19 protein-coding genes are annotated in these 24,533 nt (G+C 73.3%); 12 read left to right on the forward strand and 7 right to left on the reverse strand.

The features are described 5' to 3' along the window. Positions 1–354 precede the first annotated feature (354 nt). The 3 genes from AC02VZ_RS11675 (at position 355) to AC02VZ_RS11685 (ending at position 2,884) form a co-directional block, all read left to right on the forward strand. Positions 355–1,008 (forward strand): TetR/AcrR family transcriptional regulator, encoded by a 654-nt coding sequence (locus tag AC02VZ_RS11675; RefSeq protein ID WP_476475315.1) that lies wholly within the window; start codon positions 355–357, stop codon positions 1,006–1,008. A gap of 192 nt (positions 1,009–1,200) precedes the next feature. Beyond that, positions 1,201–1,518, forward strand: coding sequence for a hypothetical protein (locus tag AC02VZ_RS11680; RefSeq protein ID WP_432054216.1), 318 nt, complete (start codon positions 1,201–1,203; stop codon positions 1,516–1,518). Positions 1,519–1,621: 103 nt separating this feature from the next. Then, complete coding sequence (locus AC02VZ_RS11685; RefSeq protein ID WP_476475316.1) at positions 1,622–2,884, forward strand: C40 family peptidase; 1,263 nt, start codon at positions 1,622–1,624, stop codon at positions 2,882–2,884. On the opposite strand, the gene AC02VZ_RS11690 is transcribed toward AC02VZ_RS11685, so the two are convergent. From AC02VZ_RS11690 to AC02VZ_RS11710, 5 genes are read right to left on the reverse strand one after another with little or no spacing between them, the layout of a single operon-like run. Further along, positions 2,824–4,110, reverse strand: a complete 1,287-nt coding sequence (locus AC02VZ_RS11690) for a styrene monooxygenase/indole monooxygenase family protein (protein WP_432054214.1) — start codon at positions 4,108–4,110, stop codon at positions 2,824–2,826. The genes AC02VZ_RS11685 and AC02VZ_RS11690 overlap by 61 nt on opposite strands. 13 nt (positions 4,111–4,123) lie before the next feature. Beyond that, the gene (locus tag AC02VZ_RS11695; protein WP_432054213.1) at positions 4,124–4,762 is read right to left on the reverse strand and encodes a GTP-binding protein; all 639 of its coding nucleotides are present in this window, start codon (positions 4,760–4,762) and stop codon (positions 4,124–4,126) included. Continuing rightward, positions 4,743–5,162 carry a DUF742 domain-containing protein gene (locus AC02VZ_RS11700; protein ID WP_432054212.1) on the reverse strand — a complete coding sequence of 140 codons (420 nt, stop codon included), beginning with the start codon at positions 5,160–5,162 and terminating at the stop codon, positions 4,743–4,745. The genes AC02VZ_RS11695 and AC02VZ_RS11700 overlap by 20 nt, the downstream gene beginning before the upstream one ends. Next, complete coding sequence (locus AC02VZ_RS11705; RefSeq protein WP_432054211.1) at positions 5,159–5,662, reverse strand: roadblock/LC7 domain-containing protein; 504 nt, start codon at positions 5,660–5,662, stop codon at positions 5,159–5,161. The genes AC02VZ_RS11700 and AC02VZ_RS11705 overlap by 4 nt, the downstream gene beginning before the upstream one ends. Beyond that, a complete protein-coding gene (locus tag AC02VZ_RS11710) occupies positions 5,659–9,045 on the reverse strand; it encodes a sensor histidine kinase (RefSeq protein ID WP_476475317.1) in 3,387 nt (1,128 codons plus the stop codon). Before AC02VZ_RS11710 ends, AC02VZ_RS11705 begins: the two co-directional genes overlap by 4 nt. Positions 9,046–9,448: 403 nt before the next feature. Between AC02VZ_RS11710 and AC02VZ_RS11715 the strand changes: the two genes are divergently transcribed. After that, positions 9,449–10,234 (forward strand): protein phosphatase 2C domain-containing protein, encoded by a 786-nt coding sequence (locus AC02VZ_RS11715; protein WP_476475318.1) that lies wholly within the window; start codon positions 9,449–9,451, stop codon positions 10,232–10,234. Positions 10,235–10,467: 233 nt separating this feature from the next. On the opposite strand, the gene AC02VZ_RS11720 is transcribed toward AC02VZ_RS11715, so the two are convergent. After that, positions 10,468–10,962 carry a MarR family winged helix-turn-helix transcriptional regulator gene (locus tag AC02VZ_RS11720; protein ID WP_476475319.1) on the reverse strand — a complete coding sequence of 165 codons (495 nt, stop codon included), beginning with the start codon at positions 10,960–10,962 and terminating at the stop codon, positions 10,468–10,470. 242 nt (positions 10,963–11,204) lie between these two features. On the opposite strand from AC02VZ_RS11720, the gene AC02VZ_RS11725 reads away from it, so the two are divergent. Then, positions 11,205–12,059, forward strand: a complete 855-nt coding sequence (locus AC02VZ_RS11725; protein WP_476475320.1) for a lysozyme — start codon at positions 11,205–11,207, stop codon at positions 12,057–12,059. 121 nt (positions 12,060–12,180) lie between these two features. Here AC02VZ_RS11725 and lon read toward each other — a convergent pair whose 3' ends face one another. After that, positions 12,181–14,595 (reverse strand): endopeptidase La, encoded by a 2,415-nt coding sequence (lon, locus tag AC02VZ_RS11730; RefSeq protein ID WP_476475321.1) that lies wholly within the window; start codon positions 14,593–14,595, stop codon positions 12,181–12,183. A 123-nt stretch (positions 14,596–14,718) separates the two neighbouring features. On the opposite strand from lon, the gene AC02VZ_RS11735 reads away from it, so the two are divergent. The 7 genes from AC02VZ_RS11735 to AC02VZ_RS11765 all read left to right on the forward strand — a co-directional run bounded on the left by AC02VZ_RS11735 (position 14,719) and on the right by AC02VZ_RS11765 (position 24,481). After that, positions 14,719–15,423: a spermine/spermidine synthase domain-containing protein gene (locus AC02VZ_RS11735; RefSeq protein ID WP_476475322.1), complete on the forward strand. Its 705-nt coding sequence runs from the start codon at positions 14,719–14,721 to the stop codon at positions 15,421–15,423. 123 nt (positions 15,424–15,546) lie between these two features. Next, complete coding sequence (locus tag AC02VZ_RS11740; RefSeq protein WP_432054204.1) at positions 15,547–16,281, forward strand: response regulator transcription factor; 735 nt, start codon at positions 15,547–15,549, stop codon at positions 16,279–16,281. Continuing rightward, positions 16,278–17,390: a HAMP domain-containing sensor histidine kinase gene (locus tag AC02VZ_RS11745; protein WP_432054203.1), complete on the forward strand. Its 1,113-nt coding sequence runs from the start codon at positions 16,278–16,280 to the stop codon at positions 17,388–17,390. Before AC02VZ_RS11740 ends, AC02VZ_RS11745 begins: the two co-directional genes overlap by 4 nt. Positions 17,391–17,681: 291 nt before the next feature. Continuing rightward, the gene (locus AC02VZ_RS11750; protein WP_476475323.1) at positions 17,682–21,524 is read left to right on the forward strand and encodes a multifunctional oxoglutarate decarboxylase/oxoglutarate dehydrogenase thiamine pyrophosphate-binding subunit/dihydrolipoyllysine-residue succinyltransferase subunit; all 3,843 of its coding nucleotides are present in this window, start codon (positions 17,682–17,684) and stop codon (positions 21,522–21,524) included. Between the two features lie 101 nt (positions 21,525–21,625). Continuing rightward, positions 21,626–21,805, forward strand: coding sequence for a DUF6104 family protein (locus AC02VZ_RS11755; RefSeq protein WP_018544467.1), 180 nt, complete (start codon positions 21,626–21,628; stop codon positions 21,803–21,805). 659 nt (positions 21,806–22,464) lie between these two features. Further along, complete coding sequence (locus AC02VZ_RS11760) at positions 22,465–23,394, forward strand: DUF4097 family beta strand repeat-containing protein (protein ID WP_476475324.1); 930 nt, start codon at positions 22,465–22,467, stop codon at positions 23,392–23,394. Position 23,395: 1 nt separating this feature from the next. Continuing rightward, a complete protein-coding gene (locus AC02VZ_RS11765) occupies positions 23,396–24,481 on the forward strand; it encodes a helix-turn-helix transcriptional regulator (RefSeq protein WP_476475325.1) in 1,086 nt (361 codons plus the stop codon). Positions 24,482–24,533 lie beyond the last annotated feature (52 nt).

Genomic DNA, 24,533 nt, shown 5'->3' on the forward strand with positions numbered 1-24,533 from the left:
TCCGGCCTGCGGGCACGCAGGCTGGTCGGGCAGGCGTGGGCAGGCATGGCGGCTGCCCTGGGGCGGTGCCGGCCCGGGGAGCGGCGGACCCGGTCGTCATCCGGGCGGCACGCCTTCTCGGCACGGGTCGCGTGGCGGGGGCGCGTCGTGGCGTCCCCGCCCCCACCCTGCGCTTGGGGCGGGTGCTCGGACGACGGGCCCGGAGGCAGCCCCGACGGCTCGCAGGCCGACGGAGGTGTCGGCGTGGGTTCGGGAGGTCGTTCTGCCCAGTGGTCGATCAGGTTCTGCCGGTGCGGGGCCGCGGTCCCGGCCGCCCCCGACCGGTCCGGGGTCCGGGCGGTTACGCTGCGGGGCATGACCTCGCAGGCCCCCACCCCCGCCTACCGGCGGCTCAGCGTCGAGGAGCGCCGCCGTCAGCTCCTCGACGCGGCCCTGTCCCTCTTCGCCGACAGCGCGCCCGAGGACGTCTCCCTGGACGACGTGGCGGAGGCGGCCGGGGTGTCGCGGCCCCTGGTCTACCGGTACTTCCCCGGCGGCAAGCAGCAGCTGTACGAGGCGGCCCTGGGGTCCGCCGCCGACGAGTTGCGGCACTGCTTCGACGAGCCGCACGAGGGCCCGCGGCTGCCCCGGCTGTCCCGTGCCCTGGACCGCTACCTGGCCTTCGTGGACCAGCACGGCGCCGGGTTCAGCGCGCTGCTCCAGGGCGGCAGCGTGGTGGAGACGTCCCGGACCACCGCGATCGTGGACGGCGTGCGCCGGGCCGCCGCCGAGCACATCCTGAGCCACCTCGGGGTCACCGGTGCCGGGCCCCGGCTGCGGATGACCATCCGGATGTGGATCACGGCCGTGGAGGCCGCCTCGCTGATCTGGCTGGACGAGGACCGGCAGATCCCGGCGGGGGAACTGCGGGACTGGCTGGTAGAGCAGTTCGTGGCGGGCCTGGAGGTCACCGGGCGGCGCGACGCGCAGACCGAGGAACTGGTCCGGGCGCTGGCGGCCGACGGCTGACGTCGGCCGCCCTCGGGTGGCGGCCGACGCGGGCCGGGCGGATGACGGACGTGGACCCGCCCCAGCGGATGGCGGACGCGGTCCGGCCCTGCGGATGACGCACACGGGCCCGGCGGATGGCGGACACGGGCCCGGCCGGTGGCGCACGCGGTCCGGCCGCCCGGCGGATGGCGGATGGCGGACACTGGTCCGGTGAAGAGCCAAGACACCCCCTTCGAGGGCGGCCCCATGGACGGCCGCGTGCTGCCGGTGCTGCTGGGCATGACCGGGCACCCGCCCAAGACGTACCGGATCCCCGTCCCGGCGCCCGACGGCGGTCCGGAGACCGTCCTGGTCTACCGGCGCACGCCCCGCGGGCACAGCGGGCGGACGGGTCTGACGCGGGGGTGGAAGTACGTGTACGACCCCGACCCCGACCCGTCGGCGGGCCGGCCGCGCTGGCCGTGGTCCCGGCCGGCCGCCCGTCCGGACGCCACGCCGCCGGGCAAGCCGGACGACGCGCACGGGTGACCCCGTTGCGCCGAACCGCGCACACCCGGCGCGCGGACCGCGCGGGACCGTCTGATGCTCGCGATGCGGAGCGGAGAAGCCGCCCCGGATCGGAGGTGATGACGTGTCAGGAAAGGTGCTGCGCCTGGTGTGCACGGTGGCGCTGGCCGCCGGAGCGGTGCTCGTTCCGCTGTCCGCGACGGCCGCGCCCGAGCCGTCGCCCGGCGGTGCGAGCACCGGGCCGGAACGGAGCGGGACCGGGGCGGACACGGGGGCGGACACCGGGGCCGGGGCGGGTGCGCCGGGCGCCGAAGGCCGGTCGGTGGCTGCGTTGCTGACGGACCTTCAGCAGCTGTACCGGGAGGTCGGGAAGGCCACCGAGACCTTCAACGCGACGGAGGAGCGGCTGCGGAAGCAGCGCGCCGAGACCGCGCGGCTGGACCGCGCCCTCGCCCGGGCCCGGCTGACCCTCCACGACAGCCGGGGCGCGGCCGGGCGGCTGGCCCGGCAGCAGTACCGCAACCGCTCCGACCTCTCGCCGTACCTGCGGCTGCTGCTCGCGCGGGACCCGCAGCGGGCGTTGGAGCAGCCGCACGTGATCGGCCGGGTGGCGCGGGAACGCTCGGCGACGGTGGGGCGGCTGACCGGCGACGCGAAGCGGGCCGCCGCCCTCGCCCGCCGCGCCCGCAAGGCCCTCGACGACCAGCTCGTCCTCGCCGAACGGCACCGCGTGCAGCGCGACGCGGTACGGGCGCGGCTCGGGGAGGTGGAGCGGCTGCTCGCCTCGCTCGGCACCGAGGAGCTGGCCGCCCTCGCCGAGCTGGAGCGGACGCGGACGGCCGAGCGGCAGGAGGAGTTCCTCGCCTCCGGAGCGCTGGGGGCCGCCGGGCCCGAACGCACCCCGACCGCGGCGGGTGAGCGGGCCGTGCGGTACGCCGTCGAGCAGGTCGGCAAGCCGTACGCGTGGGGGGCGGAGGGCCCGGAGGCGTTCGACTGCTCGGGGCTGACCTCCGAGGCGTGGGGCGCGGCCGGGGCGCCCGTGCCGCGGACCAGCCAGGAGCAGTGGGCGCGGCTGGAGCGCGTCCCGCTGGACCGGCTGCGGCCCGGGGACCTGGTGGTGTACTTCCCGGAGGCCACCCATGTCGCCGTGTACCTCGGTGACGGGATGGTGGTGCAGGCGCCGCGTCCGGGGGCGCGGGTGAAGGTCTCCCCCATCGCCGCCAACCCGGTGCTGGGCGCGGTGCGCCCCGACCCGGACGGGGAGCCCCTGCGGCACTACGAGCCGCCGGAGCTCCCCGAGGGGGCGACGGAGGGGTCCGACGCGGGTTACGCGGACGCGGGCGCGCCGGCGGACCCGGCCGCGGCGCCGGCGACCTCGGCCAGGTAGGCGTCCGCCTTGGCCGGGTCGAAGAAGAAGTTCTCCAGGTCGGACGGGTCGTCGAAGCAGTTGACGAAACGGTCCGCCACCGTCTGGAACTGTCCGCCCGCGCCGAACAGGTTCAGCACGTGCTCGGGCGGCGGTGCCAGCATCGCGTTCGTCCACTTGGTGACGTGCCGGGCGGTCTCCCAGTAGCGGTCGAAGGTCTGCTGCATCCAGGTCTCGTCGAACGGCTTGTCGCCGTGCTCGAGGATGGAGGCGAGGTAGGAGGCGGCGCACTTGGAGGCCGAGTTGGAGCCCTGGCCGGTGATCGGGTCGTTGGCGACCACCACGTCGGCGACCCCGAGGACCGCCCCGCCGCTGGGCAGGCGTCCGATGGGGTTGCGGACGGTGGGGGCGTAGCGGCCGGCGAGGGTGCCGCCCGCGTCGGTGAGTTCGACGCCGGGGGTGCGCTCGTACTCCCAGGGGAGGAACGTCTTCATCAGGTCCAGGGTGAGGGCGAGGTGCTCGCCCGGGTCCTTGACGTCCTTGAAGGCGTCCAGCGGGCCGCCGGGGATGCCCTCCCAGAACAGGATGTCGGCGCGGCCCGTGGTGGTGAGGGTGGGCATGATGAACATCTCGCCGACGCCGGGGACCACGTTGCAGCGGACGGCCTCGGTGTCCGCGTGCTCCGGGCGGGGCGCGAGTCCGTGCACGTAGGCCACCGCGAGGGCGCGCTGCGGCTCGCTGTACGGGGAGCGTCCGGCGTCGCGGCCGAACATCTGCACCAGCTCGCCCTTGCCGGCCGAGACCAGGACGAGGTCGTAGGCGCGGGAGAAGTAGTCGAGGTCGCCGACGGCCACGCCGTGGATGACGAGCTGGCCGCCGCGCTGCGCGAAGGTCTCCATCCAGCCGGCCATCTTCACCCGCTGGTCCACGGACTGCGCGTAACCGTCGAGCATGCCGAGCCAGTTGATGGCGCGCTGGGTGGGGCCCGGGTCGTGGGAGCCGGGGGCGGCGACCGAGACACCCAGTCCGCGGATCTTCGGCGCCTGGGACTCCCAGAAGTTCAGCTGGAGGTCGCGCTCGTGCTGGAGCGCGGTGTGGAACATGCACTGCGTCGACATCACCCGGCCGGTGCGTATCTCGTCCGCGGTCCGGTTCGACATCAGGGTGACGTCGTACCCGTGCGACTGGAGGCCGAGGGCGAGCTGGAGACCGGACTGGCCGGCTCCGACGACGAGTATCTTCCGCATACGGGGGTGACTCCTACTCGGGGGTTTCGTCGAGCGCGTGGCCCACGAGGGACAACAGGGTCTCGATGGCCGAGATCCGGCTGCGCGCGTCCATGATCATGACGGGTATGTGCGCGGGGATCGTCAACGCCTCGCGCACGTCCTCCGGTTCGAAGCGCTCACTGCCGTCGAAGTGGTTGACCGCGACGACGTACGGCAGCCCGCAGCTCTCGAAGTAGTCGAGTGCCGGCCAGCAGTCCTTCAGCCGCCGGGTGTCGGCGAGGACGACCGCGCCGATCGCGCCGCGCACCAGGTCGTCCCACATGAACCAGAAGCGCTGCTGGCCGGGGGTGCCGAAGAGGTAGAGCACCAGGTCGTCGTCGAGCGTGATACGGCCGAAGTCCATGGCCACCGTGGTGGTGAGCTTCTCCGGCGTGGCGGTGAGGTCGTCGGTGCCCTCGCTCGCCTCGGTCATCAGCGCCTCGGTCTGCAGCGGAGTGATCTCCGAGACCGCGGTGACGAGGGTGGTCTTGCCGACGCCGAAGCCGCCGGCCACGACTATCTTCGTGGCGATCGGCGCCCGGGTGCGGTCCGTCTGCCAGGGCAGCAGGGGCTCGTCGCCTTCGACGAGCGGGGAGACACCGGGAGCGGCGTCAGAGACGGCGGAGTCCACTCAGCACCCTTTCCAGCAACGCGCGGTCGGGGCGGCCCGTGCCGTGGCCGGTCCCGGTTCCGTGGACACGGATCTTTCCCTGGTCCGCCAGGTCGCTGAGCAGGACGCGGACCACGCCGAGCGGCATCCTCAGCAGCGCGGCGATCTCGGCCACCGTCCGCATCCGGCGGCAGAGTTCGACGATGGCCCTGCTCTCCGGCATGACCGCCGAGAGCCCGCCGCTCGTCAGTTCCCTGCGCTCCTCCGGGGCCTCCAGGGCGGCCGTGCTCGCCACGAAGGTCTCCACCAGCAGGACGTGGCCGAAGCGGGTCCGGCCGCCGGTCAGCGAGTAGGGGCGGACGCGGGCGGGTTTGCGGTCGCCGCCGCGGACCGGTAGCTGTTTCCTGGACGTACTGCTCATCGGGTGCTCCCGGTGGACTCGGTCTCCAGGGACTGGCGCAGTTCGTGCCGCAGTTCGGGGGTCAGGACGTGGCCGGCCCGCCCCACGAACAGGGCCATGTGGTAGGCGACCACGCTCATGTCGCAGTCCGCGGAGCCGTGCACGCCGAGCAGCGAGCCGTCGCTGATCGACATGATGAAGAGGCTGCCCTCGTCCATCGCGACCATGGTGTGCTTGACCGGCCCGGAGTCCATCAGCTTGGCGGCGCCGACGGTGAGGCTGCCGATGCCGGAGACGATGGTCGCGAGGTCGGCGGCGGAGCCGCGGGGGCCGGTGCGCTTCTCGGCCCGCGCGGCGCGGGCGGCGGTGACGCGTTCGGCGTCAGAGGAGAGCAGCAGCAGTCCGTCGGAGGAGACCACCGCGACGGAGAGGATGCCGGGCACCTCCTCGACGAGGTTGGTCAGCAGCCAGTGCAGGTTGCGGGCCTCACTGCTCAGTCCGAAGGTACTGGGCGCGGTCAACTGCTTGCCTCCTCGACGGTGCCCCCCGTGGCTTCTTCGGTCGCCGCCGCGCCGCCGGTGGTGTCCTCGGCGTCCCGGGCGCGTGCCGCCCGCGGTGCGGTGGCGGCGGACGGTGCCCGGTGGGGCCCCGTCTGCTCGCTGATCTCCGCCTCGACGTCCCGGTAGCCGGCCTCCGCCCCCCGGCGGAAGCCGCCGAGGCGGCGGCGCAGGGCCTCCGCGTCCACGGCGCCGGTGCGCGGCCGTGGGGTCTCGGCGGGTGCGGTGATCCTGGGTGTGCGCTTGGGCAGGCCCTTGGCCGTGACCGGTTCGGGGGCCTCGGACCCGGGCTCCTCGGCCGCTGCCGGGCCGTCGGGGACCCGGGCGTGCTCGGTGTCCTCCCCGGCGTCGGGGCGGGTCGCTGCGTCGGCGCCCGCGCCGGTCTGCTGGGCGGGGACGGCCGGGGTGGCGGCGGGAGCGTCGCCGGGCGCGTCCGGCGTGCGGCCCCGGTGGTCCTCCGGTCCGGCGGCGCGGTCGTCGCCCGGCTGCGACGGGGCCGGGATCAGCAGCTCCATCGTGGTCTCGGCGGGCCGCTGCGGCGGTACGGGGCGGGCGTGGCCGTCCCGTCCGGCCTCTTCGGCGGGCGCGTCGGCGTCGGCGGGGGCGCCCGGGGCGGGTACGTCGACGTCCGCGTCGGCGGGGGTGCCGGTGCTCGTCGGGTCGGCGGGCGCGCCGGCGTTCGCCGTGTCGGCCTTCGCCGTGTCGGCGGCCGGGGAGGCGGCGCCGGGGGCGTCCGGCTCCTCGGTGTCCGCGCCGGGGAGGGCGTCGGAGGCAGCGGCGGCGGAGGCAGGGGCGGGGGTGTCCGCCAGTGCGTTCGCGGCACGGGGCTCGCCGGGGGCGTCCGCGTCGTGGCCCGCGGCCCGCTGCTCGCCGGGCTCCTGCCCCGCTGAGCCGGCCGGGTCGGTCCCGGCCTCGGCCGTCGCGTGGTCCACGCGCTCGGAGGCGTCCGGGCCGGGGCGGCCGTCGTCCCGCGCCACGTCATCGGTGAGGTCGTCCGCCGCGTCGTCCGCCGAAGGCTCCTCGGCTCTGTCGGCCCGGTCCTCCCGGCCCTCCGGGTCCGGCCGTCCCGGCTGCTCCGGCTCCTCGGCCGGGGCCGCGGCTTCCTCCCGGCGCAGGGACCGCTCCGCGAGGTCGACCAGCGGGTCGTCGCTCTCGGTGCGGCCGTGCAGGACGTTGGAGTTGGCCTCCGCGTCGGCGCCCGGGAGCGAGTAGGACGCCGCGCCGCCCGGTACGGGACCGGTGGCGGGGACGGCGGACGGGGTGGGCGCGGCGAGCAGCGACTGGGGGACGACGACGACCGCGGCGATCCCGCCCTGCTTCTGCTCCCGCAGCTTCACCCGCAGCCCGTGCCGCTGGGCCAGCCGGGCGACGACGTACAGGCCGAGGCCGAGGCCGTCCTCGCCCTCGTGCTCGTAGGGGGCCTCCGGATCGAACGCGGTCAGGCGCTCGTTGAGCCGCTCCAGCCGGTCGGCGGCCATGCCGATGCCCTCGTCCTGCACGGAGAGCATGACCTCGCCGTTCTCCATCAGCCAGCCGGAGATCTCGACGGGCAGGTCGGGCGGCGAGAAGGAGGTGGCGTTCTCCATCAGCTCGGCCAGCAGGTGGGACAGGTCGTCGGCGGCGAACCCGGCGACGTGCGCGTGCGGCGGCAGCGCGGCGATGCGGACGCGTTCGTACCGCTCGATCTCGCTGACGGCGGCGCGCACCACGTCGACCAGGGGCACCGGCCCGGCGGTGCGCTGGACGTGCTCGGTGCCGGCGAGGACGAGCAGGTTCTCGCTGTGCCGGCGCATCACCGTGGCGAAGTGGTCCAGCTTGAACAGGGTGGCGAGCCGGTCCGGGTCGTCCTCGCGCTCCTCCAGCGACTCGATGACGCCCAGTTGCCGTTCCACCAGCCCGAGGGTGCGCAGCGCGAGGCTGACGAAGGTGCCGCCGATGCTGGTGCGCAGGCGCTCCAGGTGGGCGGCCGACTCGGCGAGTTCGGCGCGCAGTTCCTCGCGGGCGTCGGCCATCTTCTGGCGCTGGCCGACGAGGTGCTTGCGGTCGGCCTCCAGGGTGGCCACGCGCTCGGCGAGCCCGGCGGCGTGCGCGTGCAGGGCGTTGACGGAGCGGACCACCTGGGCGAACTCGTCGTTGCGGCCGGTGAAGGTGATCGGGTCCTCGCCGACCGGGTTCTCGGCCTCCGCGAGCCGTGCGCTGCCGCGCCGCAGCACGGACAGGGGACGGGTGAGGGTGCGTGCCATCGCGGTGGCGACGGCGACGGCGACCAGCATCAGCGCGCCGAGGACGGCGACCCGGATCTCCAGGGCGGTGACGTCGTCGTCCCGGAGCTGGGCGAGTTCCTTGCTGCGCTTGTCGTAGAGGGAGGACTCCACGCCGCGCATGGTCTCGACGCGGGCGGTGAGCGCGGCCTGGAGCTTCTTGGCGTCGGTGGAGAGGTCGCCGTCGGAGAGGGCGGGCGCGTCGGTGAGCCTGGCGAGGTACTTCTCGGCGGAGTTGACCTCGTGGCCGGTGACGGTGGCGTCGTAGGAGGAGCGGGCGGCCTTGGGGGCGGTGTCGCGGAAGGCGGCGAGGGCGGCGTCGGAGCGCACCCGGGCTTCCATGGCGGCGGCGGTCAGTGCGTCGCGCCGCTTGGTGTCGGCCTCCGAGGAGACGGCGGTGGTGGTCGCCGCGCCGGTGAGGGGGTCGACGACGGTCTGGGTGGTGCTCGGCACGCTGAAGGCGGCGAGCAGCAGTCCCCGGGCGGCGGCGGCCTGCTGGACGGCGGTGTCGAGGTCGGCGAGGGAGTGCGCGCCGGAGCCCGCGCGCGGCGGGGTCCGGTCGGCCAGCCGCTCGGCGAGCCGGTGCAGTTCGGTGATCGCGACGGAGTACGCGCCGTGCGCTTCGAGAGCACTGCTCTTGCCGGTGAGCGCCGCTCTGCGGACGGCGGCGACGGCGTCGAGGCCGTCGCGCAGCGCGTCGGAGGTGTCGGAGTCGGCGCGCACCTCCTCGACGAGGCGGTCGACGCGGGCGCTGTGCTGCTCGGAGGGCGCCTTGGACCGGGGGCGGCCGGCCGCGATGTAGGAGGTGACCTCGTCGCGCTCGTCGGCCAGGGAGTGGGCGAGGCTGAGCGCGTCCCGGGTCTGCTCGGCGAGGGTCACCAGGTCCTGGGCGTCGCTGAGTTCGGCCGAGGCGGCGAGCACGGAGGGCGCGCCGGCTCCGGCGATCGCGGCGGCCACGACGGCGACGGCCACGATGAGCCGGTTGCGTACGTGGGTGGGGCGGCCCTTGCCGACGGTGGGCGTCCGTTCGGCGTCCCCCGTCGGGGTCGGCTGCTTGCCTGGGCGACGAGGCCGCGTCTTCTGCACCGGTGCTCGCATTCCTGACTCGTGTACCCGTGGGTCGGGTGACGCTCCGTCAACGGGCGGGTCCGCGCCTCACCGAGCCGTCCACGCCACCCGGGCGGCAGGACCGCCAACGCCCGACCCTCCCAGCGGGGGAGGACAGGGAAAGCGCATCACCTGACCCGCCACTCGAAGGAGTGAACATCGGACGGGAGTTGGTGGGCAAGTTCCGCGGCGCGGCGCAGGGGCCTTGAACGGCACGCCGGTTGGACGTGCGGGGCGGGCGGTGGCAATATTCGCCGCCACGCGTTCGGGGAGGTCTGCATTACGCCCCAAACCCGGCACCTGACCTGCGTCGCCGCGGGGATCCGGGGCAGGAGGGGCGGCCTTTCGCGGTCGTCGTGAAGGGGTCGTGCAGACTGGCCGGATGCGTACTGAGCTCGTTTCGGAACCCGGGGACGCGGGCCGCCCCAACGAGGACTTCGCGAGTGTGGCCCTCCCCGCGTCGGGGGAGGGCGGCACCCTCGTGGTGCTGGACGGGGTGACGCCGCCGCCGGACGGCACCGGCTGTCTCCATTCCGTCCCCTGGTTCACCACGCACCTGGGCGGGGCCCTGTCCGAACTGACCGTTTCGCTGCCCGGTGTGCCGCTGGCCGATCTGCTGGCCCGGGCGATCTCCCGTACCGCCGCCGCCCACGCGGACACCTGTGACCTTTCTCACCCTCGCACCCCGCAGGCCACCGTGGTGCTGGCCCGCTGGTCCCCCGGTGAGGTCGAGTACCTGGTGCTGTCGGACTCGGCGTTGCTGGTGGAGGCGCCCGGGGGTGCGGTGACGGCCCTGCTGGACGACCGGCTCGCCCTGCTCCCCCGTTCGGCCCTGGCAACGGACGCCCTGGTGGACGCCACGGTGCGCAACCGGGAGGGCGGCTTCTTCACGGCGGCCGCGGACCCGTCGGTGTCCGCCCGCGCGGTGACCGGATCGCTGCCGCGCGCGGAGGTGCGGGCGCTGGCCGCGCTGACGGACGGGGCCACCCGCTGGGTGGAGCGGTTCGGCGAGGGCGACTGGGCGGACTGCCTGGCCCTGGTGCGCAAGGAGGGGGCGCGGGCACTGGTGGACCGGGTGCGGGAGCTGGAGCGGGCCGACACGGAGCGGGTGCTGCTGGGGCGGAGCAAGACGCACGACGACGCGACGGTGGTGTTCGTGGAACTGTGAGCAGGGCGGCTCCGACTGTCCGGGACGCGCTCAGGTGTCGCCCTGTCCGGGACGCGGTCACCTGTCGCCCCGCCCCGGACGCGGTCGCCTGGCGCCCCGCCCGGGACGCGCTCGGGTGTCGTCGCGGGCGGCGTGCGGGACCACCCCGGCGGGCCGCCCGGACACCGCCCGGACACCCGTCCGGACACCGCCCGGAGGGCAGCCCGGGAGGCGGCCCGCGGAAGCCGTGGCGGCTACTTCTCCATCTCCTGGTTGAGCCGGTTCAGCAGGCGGGCGAGTTCCGTGACCTCGGTGGAGTCCCAGTGGGCCAGGCGTCCGGCGTACCGGGCGCGGCGGGCCTCGCGGACCCGGGTCACCCGTTCGCGGCCCTCCCCGGTGAGGGCGACCAGCCAGGCCCGGCCGTCGGCGGGGTCGGGTTCGCGGGTGACGAGGCCGAGGTCCTCGAGCGCGTGGACCTGACGGGACATCGTGGCCTTGCCGACGCCGATGTAGGCAGCGAGTGCGGTGGCCCGCTGCCGGCCGCATTCATCCAGTCGGACGAGCAGCCCGTAGGCGGAGGGTTCCAGGTCCGGGTGGACCTCCCGGGCCAGCTCCCCCTGGTTGGCCCGGGCGCGCCGCAGCAGCACCGTCAACTCCCGTTCCAGGGCGAGGAATGCGGGCTGTTCCAGCCGGTCCCCGGCTGCCGGGGCGGCGGCCCGGTCGCCGCCGCCGTTTCCGTTGTCGTGCACGTCGGCCCCTGCCTCGGTGGTGCGGGTGGTGAGTGTCGCGCCAAGTGGCGACGTGGTCGCGGCTTGGCCAGTATTTCGCAGGCGTAGACCAACGGCAGCTTCCGGACTTCTCCCCCGCTCCGCGCTGCGGCGTGCGCGGCTTCTCCCTCGGGCGCCCGAGTGGCATGTCCGCGCCAGCGAGGCGGGTCGCAGTCCGGGGCCCGGCCGACCCCCACCGGCCCACGACCCACGGAGACACGTCCATGCCCCTCCGCAGAACCCGCGCGTCGCGCGCCGCCGGCCCGTCCGGCGCCTCCCGCATATCCCGCACGACCGTCGCGGCGGCGACCCTGCTCGCCCTCCTCTCCGTCCCCCACACCGCCCTGGCCGACGAGCCCGGCCCCGTCGCTCCCCCGCGCGGCTCCGCCCACATGGGCATGGGCGTCGTCGCCCACGACGGCCGCTCGGGCACCCCGCCCGCCGACCGCGCCACCCAGACGGAGGGCGTCGACGTCTCCAGCCACCAGGGCGACGTCGCCTGGCAGACACTGTGGGACAGCGGCGTGAAGTGGGCCTTCGTGAAGGCCACCGAGGGGACGTACTACCGCAACCCCTACTTCGCGCAGCAGTACAACGGCTCCTACGACGTGGGCATGATCCGCGGCACCTACCACTTCGCGACCCCCGACACGGCGAGCGGGGCCGCCCAGGCGGACTACTTCGTGGACCGCGGCGGCGGCTGGAGCCCGGACGGCCGGACCCTGCCGGGCGCGCTCGACATCGAGTGGAACCCCTACGGCGACGCCTGCTACGGCAAGTCGCCCAGCGGGATGGTGAGCTGGATCCGCGACTTCCTGGACCGCTACCGGGCGCGCACCGGCCGCCATGCCGTGATCTACACGGCGACGAGTTGGTGGAAGCAGTGCACCGGCAACTACGCCGGCTTCGCCTCGACGACCCCGCTGTGGATCGCCCGGTACGCGTCCACGGTCGGTGAACTGCCCGCGGGCTGGGGCGCCTACACGATGTGGCAGTACACCTCGACCGGCCCGACCGTCGGCGACCACAACCGCTTCAACGGCACCGTCGACCGGGTCCGCGCCCTCGCCCTGGGCTGAGCCGCCCCGCCCGGAGGTCCGGGCACGCCGAGAAGCCCGGGCACGCGGAGTGGCCCGGGCTCACGGAGAGGCCCGGGCCTCCCTCACGAAAACCCGGGCCTCCCGTATCCGGCCACCGCCGTCACACGGCGACCGGAACCTCCGGCGCGGCGCCCTCGGTGGCCGGGGCCAGCGCCAGTTCGAGGACCTGGCGGACGTCGGTGACGGCGTGGACGTCCAGCTTGTCCAGCACCTCCTCGGGCACGTCGTCCAGGTCGGGCTCGTTGCGCTTGGGGATGATCACCGTGGTGATCCCCGCCCGGTGCGCGGCGAGCAGCTTCTGCTTCACCCCGCCGATCGGCAGCACCCGCCCGGTCAGCGAGACCTCCCCGGTCATCGCCACGTCGGTGCGGACCAGCCGTCCGGACAGCAGCGAGGCCAGCGCGGTGGTCATGGTGATGCCGGCGCTCGGACCGTCCTTGGGCACCGCGCCCGCCGGGAAGTGGATGTGCGCGCCCCGGTCCTTCAGGTCGCCCACCGGCAGCTCCAGCTCGGCGCCGTGGCTGCGCAGGAAGCTGAGGGCGATCTGGGCGGACTCCTTCATCACGTCGCCCAGCTGGCCGGTCAGGGTCAGCCCGGCGGCGCCCGTCTCCGGGTCGGCCAGGGACGCCTCGACGTAGAGCACGTCGCCGCCCGCCCCGGTGACCGCGAGTCCGGTCGCCACGCCCGGCACGGAGGTGCGGCGCTCGGCCGGGTCCTGGGCCGACTCGGGCACGTGGTGCGGGCGTCCGATCAGACCGCGCAGGTCGTCGGCGGTGACGGTGAAGGGCAGCTCGCGCTCGCCCAGTTCGTGCTGGGCGGCCACCTTGCGCAGCAGCCGGGCGACGGACCGCTCCAGGTTCCGCACGCCCGCCTCGCGGGTGTACTCGCCGGCCAGCCTGCGCAGCGCGTCCTCCTCCAGCGTCACCTCGTCGGGCGCCAGTCCGGCGCGCTCCAGCTGTCGCGGGAGCAGGTGGTCGCGGGCGATGACGATCTTCTCGTCCTCGGTGTAGCCGTCCAGCCGGACGATCTCCATGCGGTCCGCCAGGGCCTCCGGAATGGCCTCCAGGACGTTGGCGGTGGCGAGGAAGACGACGTCGGACAGGTCCAGCTCGACCTCCAGGTAGTGGTCCCGGAAGGTGTGGTTCTGCGCCGGGTCGAGGACCTCCAGCAGAGCGGCCGAGGGGTCGCCCCGGAAGTCGGAGCCCACCTTGTCGATCTCGTCGAGCAGCACCACCGGGTTCATCGACCCGGCCTCCTTGATGGCCCGCACGATGCGGCCGGGCAGGGCGCCGACGTAGGTGCGCCGGTGGCCGCGGATCTCCGCCTCGTCGCGGACACCGCCGAGGGCGACCCGGACGAACCGGCGGCCCATCGCGTGGGCGACGGACTCGCCGAGGCTGGTCTTGCCGACGCCGGGCGGGCCCACCAGGGCCAGCACGGCGCCGCCGCGACGGCCCCCGACCACGCCGAGTCCGCGCTCGGCGCGCCGCTTGCGGACCGCCAGGTACTCGGTGATGCGTTCCTTCACGTCCTGCAGGCCGGCGTGCTCGGCGTCGAGGACCTCCCGGGCGCCCCGGATGTCGTAGGCGTCCTCGGTGTGCTCGTTCCACGGCATCTCCAGGACCGTGTCGAGCCAGGTGCGGATCCAGGAGCCCTCGGGCGACTGGTCGGAGGCGCGCTCCAGCTTGTCGACCTCCTTGAGGGCGGCCTCGCGGACCTTCTCGGGCAGGTCGGCGGCCTCCACGCGGGCGCGGTAGTCGTCGGACCCCTCGCCCTCCTGCTCGCCGTTCAGCTCGCGCAGTTCCTTGCGGACGGCCTCCAGCTGGCGGCGGAGCAGGAACTCGCGCTGCTGCTTGTCGACGCCCTCCTGGACGTCCTTGGCGATGGACTCGGCGACATCCTGCTCGGCGAGGTGGTCGCGCAGCTGCTGGGTGGCCAGCTTCAGCCGGGCCACCGGGTCGGCGGTCTCCAGCAGGGCCACCTTCTGCTCGGTGGAGAGGAAGGGGGAGTAGCCGGAGTTGTCGGCGAGCGCGGAGACGTCGTCGATGGCCTGGACCCGGTCCACGACCTGCCAGGCGCCGCGCTTGCGCAGCCACGCGGTGGCGAGCGCCTTGTACTCCTTGACCAGTTCGGCCACCTGGCCCGGCAGGGGGTCGGGCACGTTCTCCTCGACGCGGGTGCCCTCCACCCACAGCGCCGCGCCCGGTCCGGTGGTGCCGGCGCCGATGCGGACGCGGTCGCGGCCCCGGATCAGGGCGCCGGGGTCGCCGTCGGCCAGTCGTCCGACCTGCTCGACCGTGCCCAGCACGCCGGTGCCGGCGTAGGTGCCGTCCAGGCGCGGGACCAGCAGGACCCGGGGCTTGCCGGGCGTCGAGCGGGCGGCGGCCTGGGCCGCTTCGACGGCGGCGCGCACCTCGGAGTCGCTCAGGTCCAGCGGGACCACCATCCCGGGCAGCACGACCTCGTCGTCGAGCGGCAGCACGGGCAGGGCGAGCGATACGGACTCAGTAGCCATGATCTCCCCTTCGGCAGTCAAGTTGAGTTCTACCGACTCAATGCAGGGGGGTCACCGAATGTTCCCGGGGCCGTGTTCGCCGACAGCGATCATCACCGTGCGGGCTCCTGCCAAGATGAACGCATGTCCACCCCGTACGTCATCCCCGAAGTCCTGGACCGCCGCGAGGGCCCGTACGGCGAGGTCGTCCTGCGCCGTCACGGGGACCTGCTCCAGATCATCGCGAACGGCTGCTTCCTGATGGACACCTCCGACGGCCGTTCGGAGCGGCTGCTGGTCGACGCGGCACTGGAGGCGCTGGACACGGCCGACGCGCGGGCCGGCCGTCCACCCCGGCCGGGGCCGCGCGTCCTGATCGGCGGGCTCGGCGTCGGCTTCTCGCTCGCGCACGCCGCCGGCGGGCCGCGGTGGGGAGGCATCACGGTGGTGGAGCGGGAGCCCGCCGTCATCGACTGGCACCGCGACGGCCCGCTGGCCCGCCTGTCGTCCGAGGCACTCGCCGACCCGCGCACCGAGATCGTGCAGACGGACCTGGTGGCGTACGTCCGTGAGACGTCCGCCACGTTCGACGCGCTCTGCCTCGACATCGACAACGGGCCCGACTGGACCGTCACCGAGGACAACGAGGGTCTCTACACGCCCGCCGGACTGGCGGCGTGCGCACGGGTGTTGAGGCCGCACGGGGTGCTCGCGGTGTGGTCCGCCAAGCCCTCTCCGGAATTCGAGGGAACCTTGCGGAATGCCGGGTTCCATCAGGTGCGTACCGAAGAGATCCCCGTTGCCCGGGGCGTTCCCGACGTCGTGCACCTCGCCGTCCGCCCTGGATAGCAAAGCCGCCGTGACTCCCCGTACGCTGCTGCACTGACGCGGGCCCTTCCGCGTCGATCGCACTCATGGGCAGAGCACGGATTCACCCCACGGTTTCCGAGAAGCACACTTCAGGGGCGGGCGATGGAGCAGACACAGACCACCCACAACGGCACGGCGGCCCCCGGCGCGCAGCGCCGGATCCTGGTGGTCGAGGACGACGCGACGATCGTGGACGCCATCGCGACCCGCCTGCGCGCCGAGGGATTCCTGGTGCAAACGGCCGGGGACGGCCCGTCCGCCGTCGACACGGCCGAGGCGTGGCAGCCCGACCTGCTGATCCTCGACGTCATGCTGCCGGGCTTCGACGGCCTGGAGGTCTGTCGCCGGGTGCAGGCCCAGCGGCCGGTGCCGGTGCTGATGCTGACCGCGCGCGACGACGAGACGGACATGCTGGTCGGCCTCGGCGTGGGCGCCGACGACTACATGACCAAGCCGTTCTCCATGCGGGAGCTGGCGGCCCGCGTGCACGTCCTGCTGCGCCGCATGGAGCGGGCGGCCCTGGCGGCCACCACCCCGCGCAGCGGCATCCTGCGGATGGGCGAGCTGGAGATCGACCACGCCCAGCGCAGGGTGCGGGTGCGCAGCGAGGACGTCCACCTGACGCCCACCGAGTTCGACCTGCTGGTGTGCCTGGCGAACACCCCGCGCGCGGTGCTCTCCCGGGAGCAGCTGCTCGCGGAGGTCTGGGACTGGGCTGACGCCTCCGGCACCCGGACCGTCGACAGTCACATCAAGGCGCTGCGCCGGAAGATCGGCGCCGAGCGCATCCGTACCGTGCACGGCGTGGGCTACGCCCTGGAGACGCCGACGCCATGAGCGACGGGCCGGCCGGACGCGGAGGAGCGCGGGGCCCGGAGCCCTGGGGCGGTGTGCGCCCGTTCTCGATCAAGACCAAGCTGGGCGCGCTGGTCGTCGTCTCGGTGCTGATCACCACCGGCCTGTCGGTGATCGCCGTGCACACCAAGACCGAGCTGCGCTTCATCACGGTGTTCTCGATGATCGCGACGCTGCTCATCACCCAGTTCGTGGCCCACTCGCTCACCGCGCCGCTGGACGACATGAACGCCGTCGCCCGGTCCATCTCGCACGGCGACTACACCCGCAGGGTGCGCGAGAACCGCCGGGACGAGCTGGGCGACCTGGCCCAGACGATCAACGCCATGGCCGACGAGCTGGAGGCCCAGGACCTCCAGCGCAAGGAGCTGGTGGCCAACGTCTCGCACGAGCTGCGCACCCCCATCGCGGGGCTGCGCGCGGTGCTGGAGAACATCGTCGACGGCCTCACCGAGGCCGACCCCGAGACCATGCGGACCGCGCTGAAGCAGACGGAGCGGCTGGGCCGGCTGGTGGAGACGCTGCTGGACCTGTCCCGGCTGGACAACGGCGTCGTCCCGCTGAAGAGGCGCCGCTTCGAGGTGTGGCCGTACCTGTCGGGCGTACTGAAGGAGGCCAACATGGTCGCCTCGGCGCGGGCGGGCATGGCGACCGGCTCCGGCAGCCACACGCGGACGGACGTGCACCTGAGCCTGGACGTCTCCCCGCCGGAGCTGACCGCGCACGCCGATCCCGAGCGCATCCACCAGGTGGTCGCCAACCTGATCGACAACGCGGTCAAGCACAGCCCGCCGCACGGCCGGGTGACGGTGCGGGCCCGTGACGGGGGGCAGCCCGGGTCCCTGGAGCTCGAAGTGCTGGACGAGGGGCCCGGCATCCCGCGCACCGAGTGGCACCGGGTCTTCGAGCGGTTCAACCGGGGCAGCGTCAACCGGCCGCACGGTCCGGGCAGCGACGGCGGCACGGGCCTCGGCCTGGCGATCGCCCGCTGGGCCGTGGAACTCCACGGGGGCCGCATCCGGGTGGCCGAATCCGAGCGGGGTTGCCGGATTCTTGTCACTCTTCCAGGAGCCCCCGCCACCCGAGGTTGACGTAGGGTTCGAATCGGAGCCCGATGATCCAGTCGCGTTCGCGCTGACGGACACGTGTGAGCAGGGAGAAACCCGCGGAGGGGGTGCGCCGGGTCGATGCCGCCCTGCCCCCGACCAGGGCCGATAAAGCGGAACCACGCTTGTTTCCCGCCATTTCCCGCGGTGAAACACCCTTCACAATGTGACTTCCACGACGTTGCACGGGCCCGACCTGACCTTCTCGCGTTCAGGGGCGTAGCCTTGATTCCCGCTGTCCATCATCTTGTGAAGCGGAAGAGGGCGGTTGACGCCGTGTCGCCACAGTCCCCCAGTAACTCGAGCTCCCCCAGCCTCCGGCCGGGCGGAAACCCCACGTCCGACACCGACCAATCCGGGAAGAACCCCGCGGCGGCCTTCGGTGCCAACGAGTGGCTCGTCGACGAGATCTATCAGCAGTACCTCCAGGATCCGAACTCGGTGGACCGAGCCTGGTGGGACTTCTTCGCGGACTACAAGCCGGGCGCGCCCGCGACCTCGGCCCCGGTGAGCAGCACGGCCGCGGCGCCCCAGGGCGCGAACGCGACCGCCCCGGCCCAGCCGGCCGCGCAGGCCCCCGCCGCGAAGCCCGCCGCCGCCCAGGCCCCGGCCCAGGCGTCCGCCCCGGCGAAGCCCGCCCCCGCCGCGAAGCCCGCGCCCGCCCCGGCCAAGCCGGCGCCCGCCGCCGGCGGAGCCAAGGACGGCAAGAACGGCAGGGCCGCCAAGGCCGCCGGGGACGCCGAGGCGAAGCAGGGGCCCGAGCAGGTCACCCTGCGCGGTCCGTCCGCCGCCGTGGCCAAGAACATGGACGCCTCGCTGGAGCTGCCGACGGCCACGTCCGTGCGCGCGCTGCCGGTGAAGCTGCTGTTCGACAACCGCATCGTCATCAACAACCACCTCAAGCGCGCCCGCGGCGGGAAGATCTCCTTCACGCACCTCATCGGCTACGCCATGGTGCAGGCGATCAAGGCCATGCCGTCGATGAACCACTCGTTCGCGCGGGTGGACGGCAAGCCGACCCTGGTGAAGCCGGAGCACATCAACCTCGGTCTCGCCATCGACCTGGTGAAGCCCAACGGCGACCGCCAGCTCGTCGTCGCGGCGATCAAGAAGGCCGAGACCATGAACTTCTTCGAGTTCTGGCAGGCCTACGAGGACATCGTCCGACGCGCCCGTGACAACAAGCTCACGATGGACGACTTCACCGGCGTCACGGTCTCGCTGACCAACCCCGGCGGCCTCGGCACCGTGCACTCGGTGCCCCGCCTGATGCCCGGCCAGTCGGTGATCCTCGGCGTCGGCTCGATGGACTACCCGGCGGAGTTCCAGGGCACCAGCCAGGACACCCTGAACAAGCTCGGCATCTCCAAGGTCATGACGCTCACGTCGACCTACGACCACCGGGTGATCCAGGGCGCCGCCTCCGGCGAGTTCCTGCGCAACGTGGCGAACCTGCTGCTCGGCGAGAACGGCTTCTACGACGAGATCTTCGAGGCGCTGCGCATCCCCTACGAGCCGGTCCGCTGGCTCAAGGACATCGACGCCTCGCACGACGACGACGTCACCAAGGCCGCCCGGGTCTTCGAGCTGATCCACTCCTACCGGGTCCGCGGCCACGTCATGGCCGACACCGACCCGCTGGAGTACCGCCAGCGCAAGCACCCCGACCTGGACATCACCGAGCACGGGCTCACCCTGTGGGACCTGGAGCGCGAGTTCGCGGTCGGCGGCTTCGCCGGCAAGACCCTGATGAAGCTGCGCGACATCCTCGGCGTGCTGCGCGACTCGTACTGCCGCACCACCGGTGTCGAGTTCATGCACATCCAGGACCCCAAGCAGCGCAAGTGGATCCAGGACCGCATCGAGCGCTCGCACACCAAGCCCGAGCGCGAGGAGCAGCTGCGCATCCTGCGCCGCCTCAACGCCGCCGAGGCGTTCGAGACGTTCCTGCAGACCAAGTACGTCGGCCAGAAGCGTTTCAGCCTGGAGGGCGGCGAGTCCGTCATCCCGCTGCTGGACGCGGTGCTGGACTCGGCCGCCGAGTCCCGGCTGGACGAGGTCGTCATCGGCATGGCCCACCGCGGCCGGCTGAACGTGCTGGCCAACGTGGTCGGCAAGTCCTACGCGCAGATCTTCCGCGAGTTCGAGGGCAACCTCGACCCGAAGTCGATGCACGGCTCCGGCGACGTCAAGTACCACCTGGGCGCCGAGGGGACCTTCACCGGCCTCGACGGCGAGCAGATCAAGGTCTCGCTGGTCGCCAACCCCTCCCACCTGGAGGCGGTGGACCCGGTCCTGGAGGGCGTCGCACGCGCCAAGCAGGACATCATCAACAAGGGCGGCACGGACTTCACCGTCCTGCCGGTGGCACTGCACGGCGACGCGGCCTTCGCGGGCCAGGGCGTCGTGGCCGAGACCCTGAACATGTCGCAGCTGCGCGGCTACCGCACCGGCGGCACGGTCCACATCGTCATCAACAACCAGGTCGGCTTCACCGCGGCCCCCGAGTCCTCGCGCTCCTCCATGTACGCGACGGACGTGGCCCGCATGATCGAGGCCCCGATCTTCCACGTCAACGGCGACGACCCCGAGGCCGTCGTGCGCGTGGCGCGGCTCGCCTTCGAGTTCCGCCAGGCGTTCAACAAGGACGTGGTGATCGACCTCATCTGCTACCGCCGCCGCGGTCACAACGAGTCCGACAACCCGGCCTTCACCCAGCCGCTGATGTACGACCTGATCGACAAGAAGCGCTCGGTGCGCAAGCTCTACACCGAGTCCCTCATCGGTCGCGGCGACATCACCCTGGAGGAGGCCGAGCAGGCCCTGCAGGACTACCAGGGCCAGCTGGAGAAGGTCTTCACGGAGGTCCGCGAGGCCACCGCGCAGCCCTCCTCCGAGATCGCCTCCGACCCGCAGGCCGAGTTCCCGGTCGCCGTGAACACCGCGGTGTCCGCGGAGGTCGTCAAGCGGATCGCCGCCTCCCAGGTCGACATCCCCGAGCACATCACCGTGCACCCGCGCCTGCTGCCGCAGCTGCAGCGCCGGGCCACGATGGTCGAGGACGGCACGATCGACTGGGGCATGGGCGAGACCCTCGCCTTCGGTTCGCTGCTCCTGGAGGGCGTGCCGGTCCGCCTGGCGGGCCAGGACTCCCAGCGCGGCACCTTCGGCCAGCGCCACGCGGTCATCATCGACCGCAGCACCGGCGAGGAGTACACGCCGCTGCAGTACCTCTCCGAGGACCAGGCACGGCTCAACGTCTACAACTCCCTGCTCTCCGAGTACGCGGCGATGGGCTTCGAGTACGGCTACTCGCTCGCCCGTCCCGACGCACTGGTGATGTGGGAGGCGCAGTTCGGCGACTTCGTCAACGGCGCGCAGACGGTCGTGGACGAGTTCATCTCCTCGGCCGAGCAGAAGTGGGCGCAGACCTCCGGCGTGGTCCTGCTCCTGCCGCACGGCTACGAGGGCCAGGGCCCGGACCACTCCTCGGCCCGCCCCGAGCGGTTCCTGCAGCTGTGCGCGCAGAACAACATGACGGTCGCCATGCCGACGTCCCCGTCGAACTACTTCCACCTCCTGCGGTGGCAGGTGCACAACCCGCACCACAAGCCGCTGGTCGTCTTCACCCCGAAGTCGATGCTGCGCCTCAAGGCCGCGGCCTCGAAGGCGGAGGAGTTCACCTCGGGCCAGTTCCGCCCGGTCATCGGCGACGACACCGTCGACCCGGCCACGGTCAAGAAGGTCGTCTTCTGCTCCGGCAAGGTCTACTACGACCTCGACGCCGAGCGGAAGAAGCGCGGCGCCACGGACACGGCGATCATCCGCATCGAGCGCCTGTACCCGCTGCCGGGTGCCGAGCTCCAGGCGGAGATCAAGAAGTACCCCAACGCCGAGAAGTACCTGTGGGCCCAGGAGGAGCCGGCGAACCAGGGTGCCTGGCCGTTCATCGCGCTCAACCTGATCGACCACCTCGACCTGGCCGTCGGCGCCGACGTGCCGCACGACGAGCGCCTGCGCCGCATCTCGCGCCCGCACAGCTCGTCGCCCGCGGTCGGCTCCGCCAAGCGCCACCAGGCCGAGCAGGAGCAGCTGGTGCGCGAGGTGTTCGAGGCCTGATCCCTCGCCCTCACGGGCCGCTTCACGGCCGGGCCGCACCCTCCTTCCGGGGGTGCGGCCCGGCCGTTTTTCCTGGTCGTCCTCGTCCTATCCTTGTCCTCATGTACTTCACGGACCGTGGCATCGAGGAGCTGGAGAAGCGGCGCGGCGAGGAGGAGGTCTCCTTCGAGTGGCTCGCGGAGCAGCTGCGGACCTTCGTCGACCTGAACCCCGACTTCGAGGTCCCGGTCGAGCGCCTGGCCACCTGGCTGGCCCGGCTGGACGACGAGGACGACGAGTAGGCGGCGGGGCCCGGCCCCGCCCGGTACCACGGTGCCCGACGCGCGGAGCGCGCCCTCGGGCACCGGTCGATGCGGTGCCGCGCCGGGGGATGGCGCTGCGCTGGTTGATGGCGCTGCGCCGGTCTTGCGCCGCGCCGGTTGATGGCGCTGCGGCTCGACGTTGTCCTGCACCGGTTGACGGCGCTGCGCGGAATGACGTGGCGCGAATCGACGCTGTGCTGCACCGGTTGACGGTGCTGCGCGGATCGACGCCGCGCCGGATCCGCCCTGTGCCACACCGGTTGAGGGCGCGCCGCCCGGCGCTGTCCCGTTGACCGGCCCGCGGGCGCCCTGATTGAGCCGGCCGCCCTGCCCGGTCGGTTGCCCACGCCCGGCTGCGCCCCACGCCCGCCTGCGCTCACGCGAGTTCGGCCGTGCCCCGCGCGCCGAACCCCGTGGCTCGCCCCGCCCCTGCCTCTTCCACGCTCCGCGGTCGGAGCGATCGAGTGGTCGAGAGGGCGCGTGCCTGAGTATCGAGTGCCTGAGTGCCCGCGTGGTCGAGTGCCCGCGTGGTCGAGCGATCAAGGATCACCCGAACGAGTGTCTTGGCATTCACCCGGGGCGCGATATATCGTGAATCACGTAAGACGCGATATGGCGCGTATACAGGAGGCCCCACCATGTCCGAGTGGTCCGTCGCGGAGCCCGCGAAACTCACCTTCGACGAGCCCGTGAGAGAGCTCCACGTCCGCATCGTCAACGGAACGGTGAACGTCGTGGGCACCGAGGAAGGTTCCGCTCGGCTCCAGGTCTCGGAGATCGAGGGACCGCCCCTGGTGGTCACCCAGCAGGGCGGCACCCTGACCGTGGCGTACGAGGACCTGCCCTGGAAGGGCTTCCTGAAGCTGCTGGACCGCAAGGGCCGGCGTCGGCACGCGGTGGTCTCCCTGGCGGTCCCGGCGCAGACCCGGGTCGAGGTCGGTGTGGTCGGCGCCTCCGCCGTCGTCTCGGGCATCCGGGGCCCGGCCGCGGTGAAGGGCGTCACGGGCGACACGACCCTGGTCTCGCTCTCCGGCCCGGTCCGCGCGGACACTGTCTCCGGCAACCTGGAGGCCCAGGCCGTCACCGGCGACCTGCGGTTCAACTCCGTCTCCGGCGACCTCACCGTCGTCGAGGGCTCGGGCCCCTCCGTCCGGGCCGACTCGGTCAGTGGCTCGATGATCGTGGACCTCGATCCCCACGGTCCCACCGATATCGGCCTGACCAGTGTCTCGGGCGAGATCGCGATCCGCCTCCCCGACCCGGCGGACACCGAGGTCGAGGCGAACACGGCGAGCGGCGCCGTCTCCAACGCCTTCGACGACCTGCGGGTACAGGGCCAGTGCGGCGCCCACAAGATCACCGGTCGGCTCGGCGCGGGCACGGGCAAACTGCGGGCGACCACCGTCTCCGGGTCCATCGCCCTGCTGCGGCGTCCCGGCGCGGACGAGGAGGCCGCGCCGGGCGATACCACCGCCCCTCCGGACGGTGGGGACGCTCCGGCTCCCGGCCCCAGCGACGCCCCGACCGACGGCCCGACCGACGGCCCCACCGAGAAGAAGGTGCTCTGACATGCCCCCCGTCTTCGCCCACGGACGCCTCCGCCTCTACCTGCTGAAGCTGCTGGACGAGGCACCGCGCCACGGCTACGAGGTGATCCGCCTCCTCGAGGAACGCTTCCAGGGGCTCTACGCGCCCTCGGCGGGCACCGTCTACCCGCGCCTGGCCAAACTGGAGGCGGAGGGCCTGGTCACCCACACCACCGAGGGCGGCCGCAAGGTCTACTCCATCACCGATGCCGGCCGCGCCGAACTGGCCGACCGCAGCGGCGAACTGGCCGACCTGGAGCTGGAGATCCGCGAGTCGGTCGCCGAACTGGCCGCCGAGATCCAGGCGGACGTCCGGGGCGCGGCGGGCGCTCTGCGGCGCGAGGTGCGGGCAGCGGCGAACAAGGCCCGCAAGGGCGCGTCCCCGGGCGGCCAGGAGGACGCCCCGTTCGCGGACGTCCCGGGCCTGGGCGACACAGAGGCGTGGCGCGCCGCCAAGGAGGAGATGCGCCGCGCCAAGCAGGAGTGGCGGGAACAGGCCCGCCGGGCCAAGGACGAGAGCCGCCGCGCCCGGGAGGAGGCCCAGCGGGCCCGGCGCCAGGCGAAGGAGGCGCAGGAGCGTGCCAGAGAGCAGGCCCAGGAAGAGGTGCAGCGCATCGCGCGCCGCGTCCAGGAGCAGGTGCAGGGCCACTTCTCCCGGGGTGACTGGCCGACGGGGCTGCGTGAGGGCCTGACCGAGCTGGCCAAGGAGATGGGCGAGCTCGGCAAGGACCTGGGCAAGGACCTCGGCAGGGATCTGGGCAGGGATCTGGGCAGGGACTTCGGGTTCGGCCGGGAGAGCGGCACTCCGGCCGCGGACCGGCCGGCGTACTCCGACACCCCGGAGGACTTCCCCGCCGTCTACACCCCGCCGTGGGCCCACGAGGGGGCCACGGACACCACCGGCGATCCCGGCCGGGACCTGGACCGCCTGCTGGACCGCTTCCGGGACGACATCCGCGACGCGGCCCGCGACCACGGCATCACCGAGGAGCAGCTCCGGGACACCCGCCGCCACCTCTCGACGGCGGCGGCCCACATCGGGGCCCTGCTGCGCAGCCCCAGGAGCTGACAGGACGGAGCTGACAGGACGGCAGCGGCCCGGCCCGCCGGGGCCGGGCGCC

Source organism: Streptomyces sp. 3-6 (assembly GCF_056323165.1).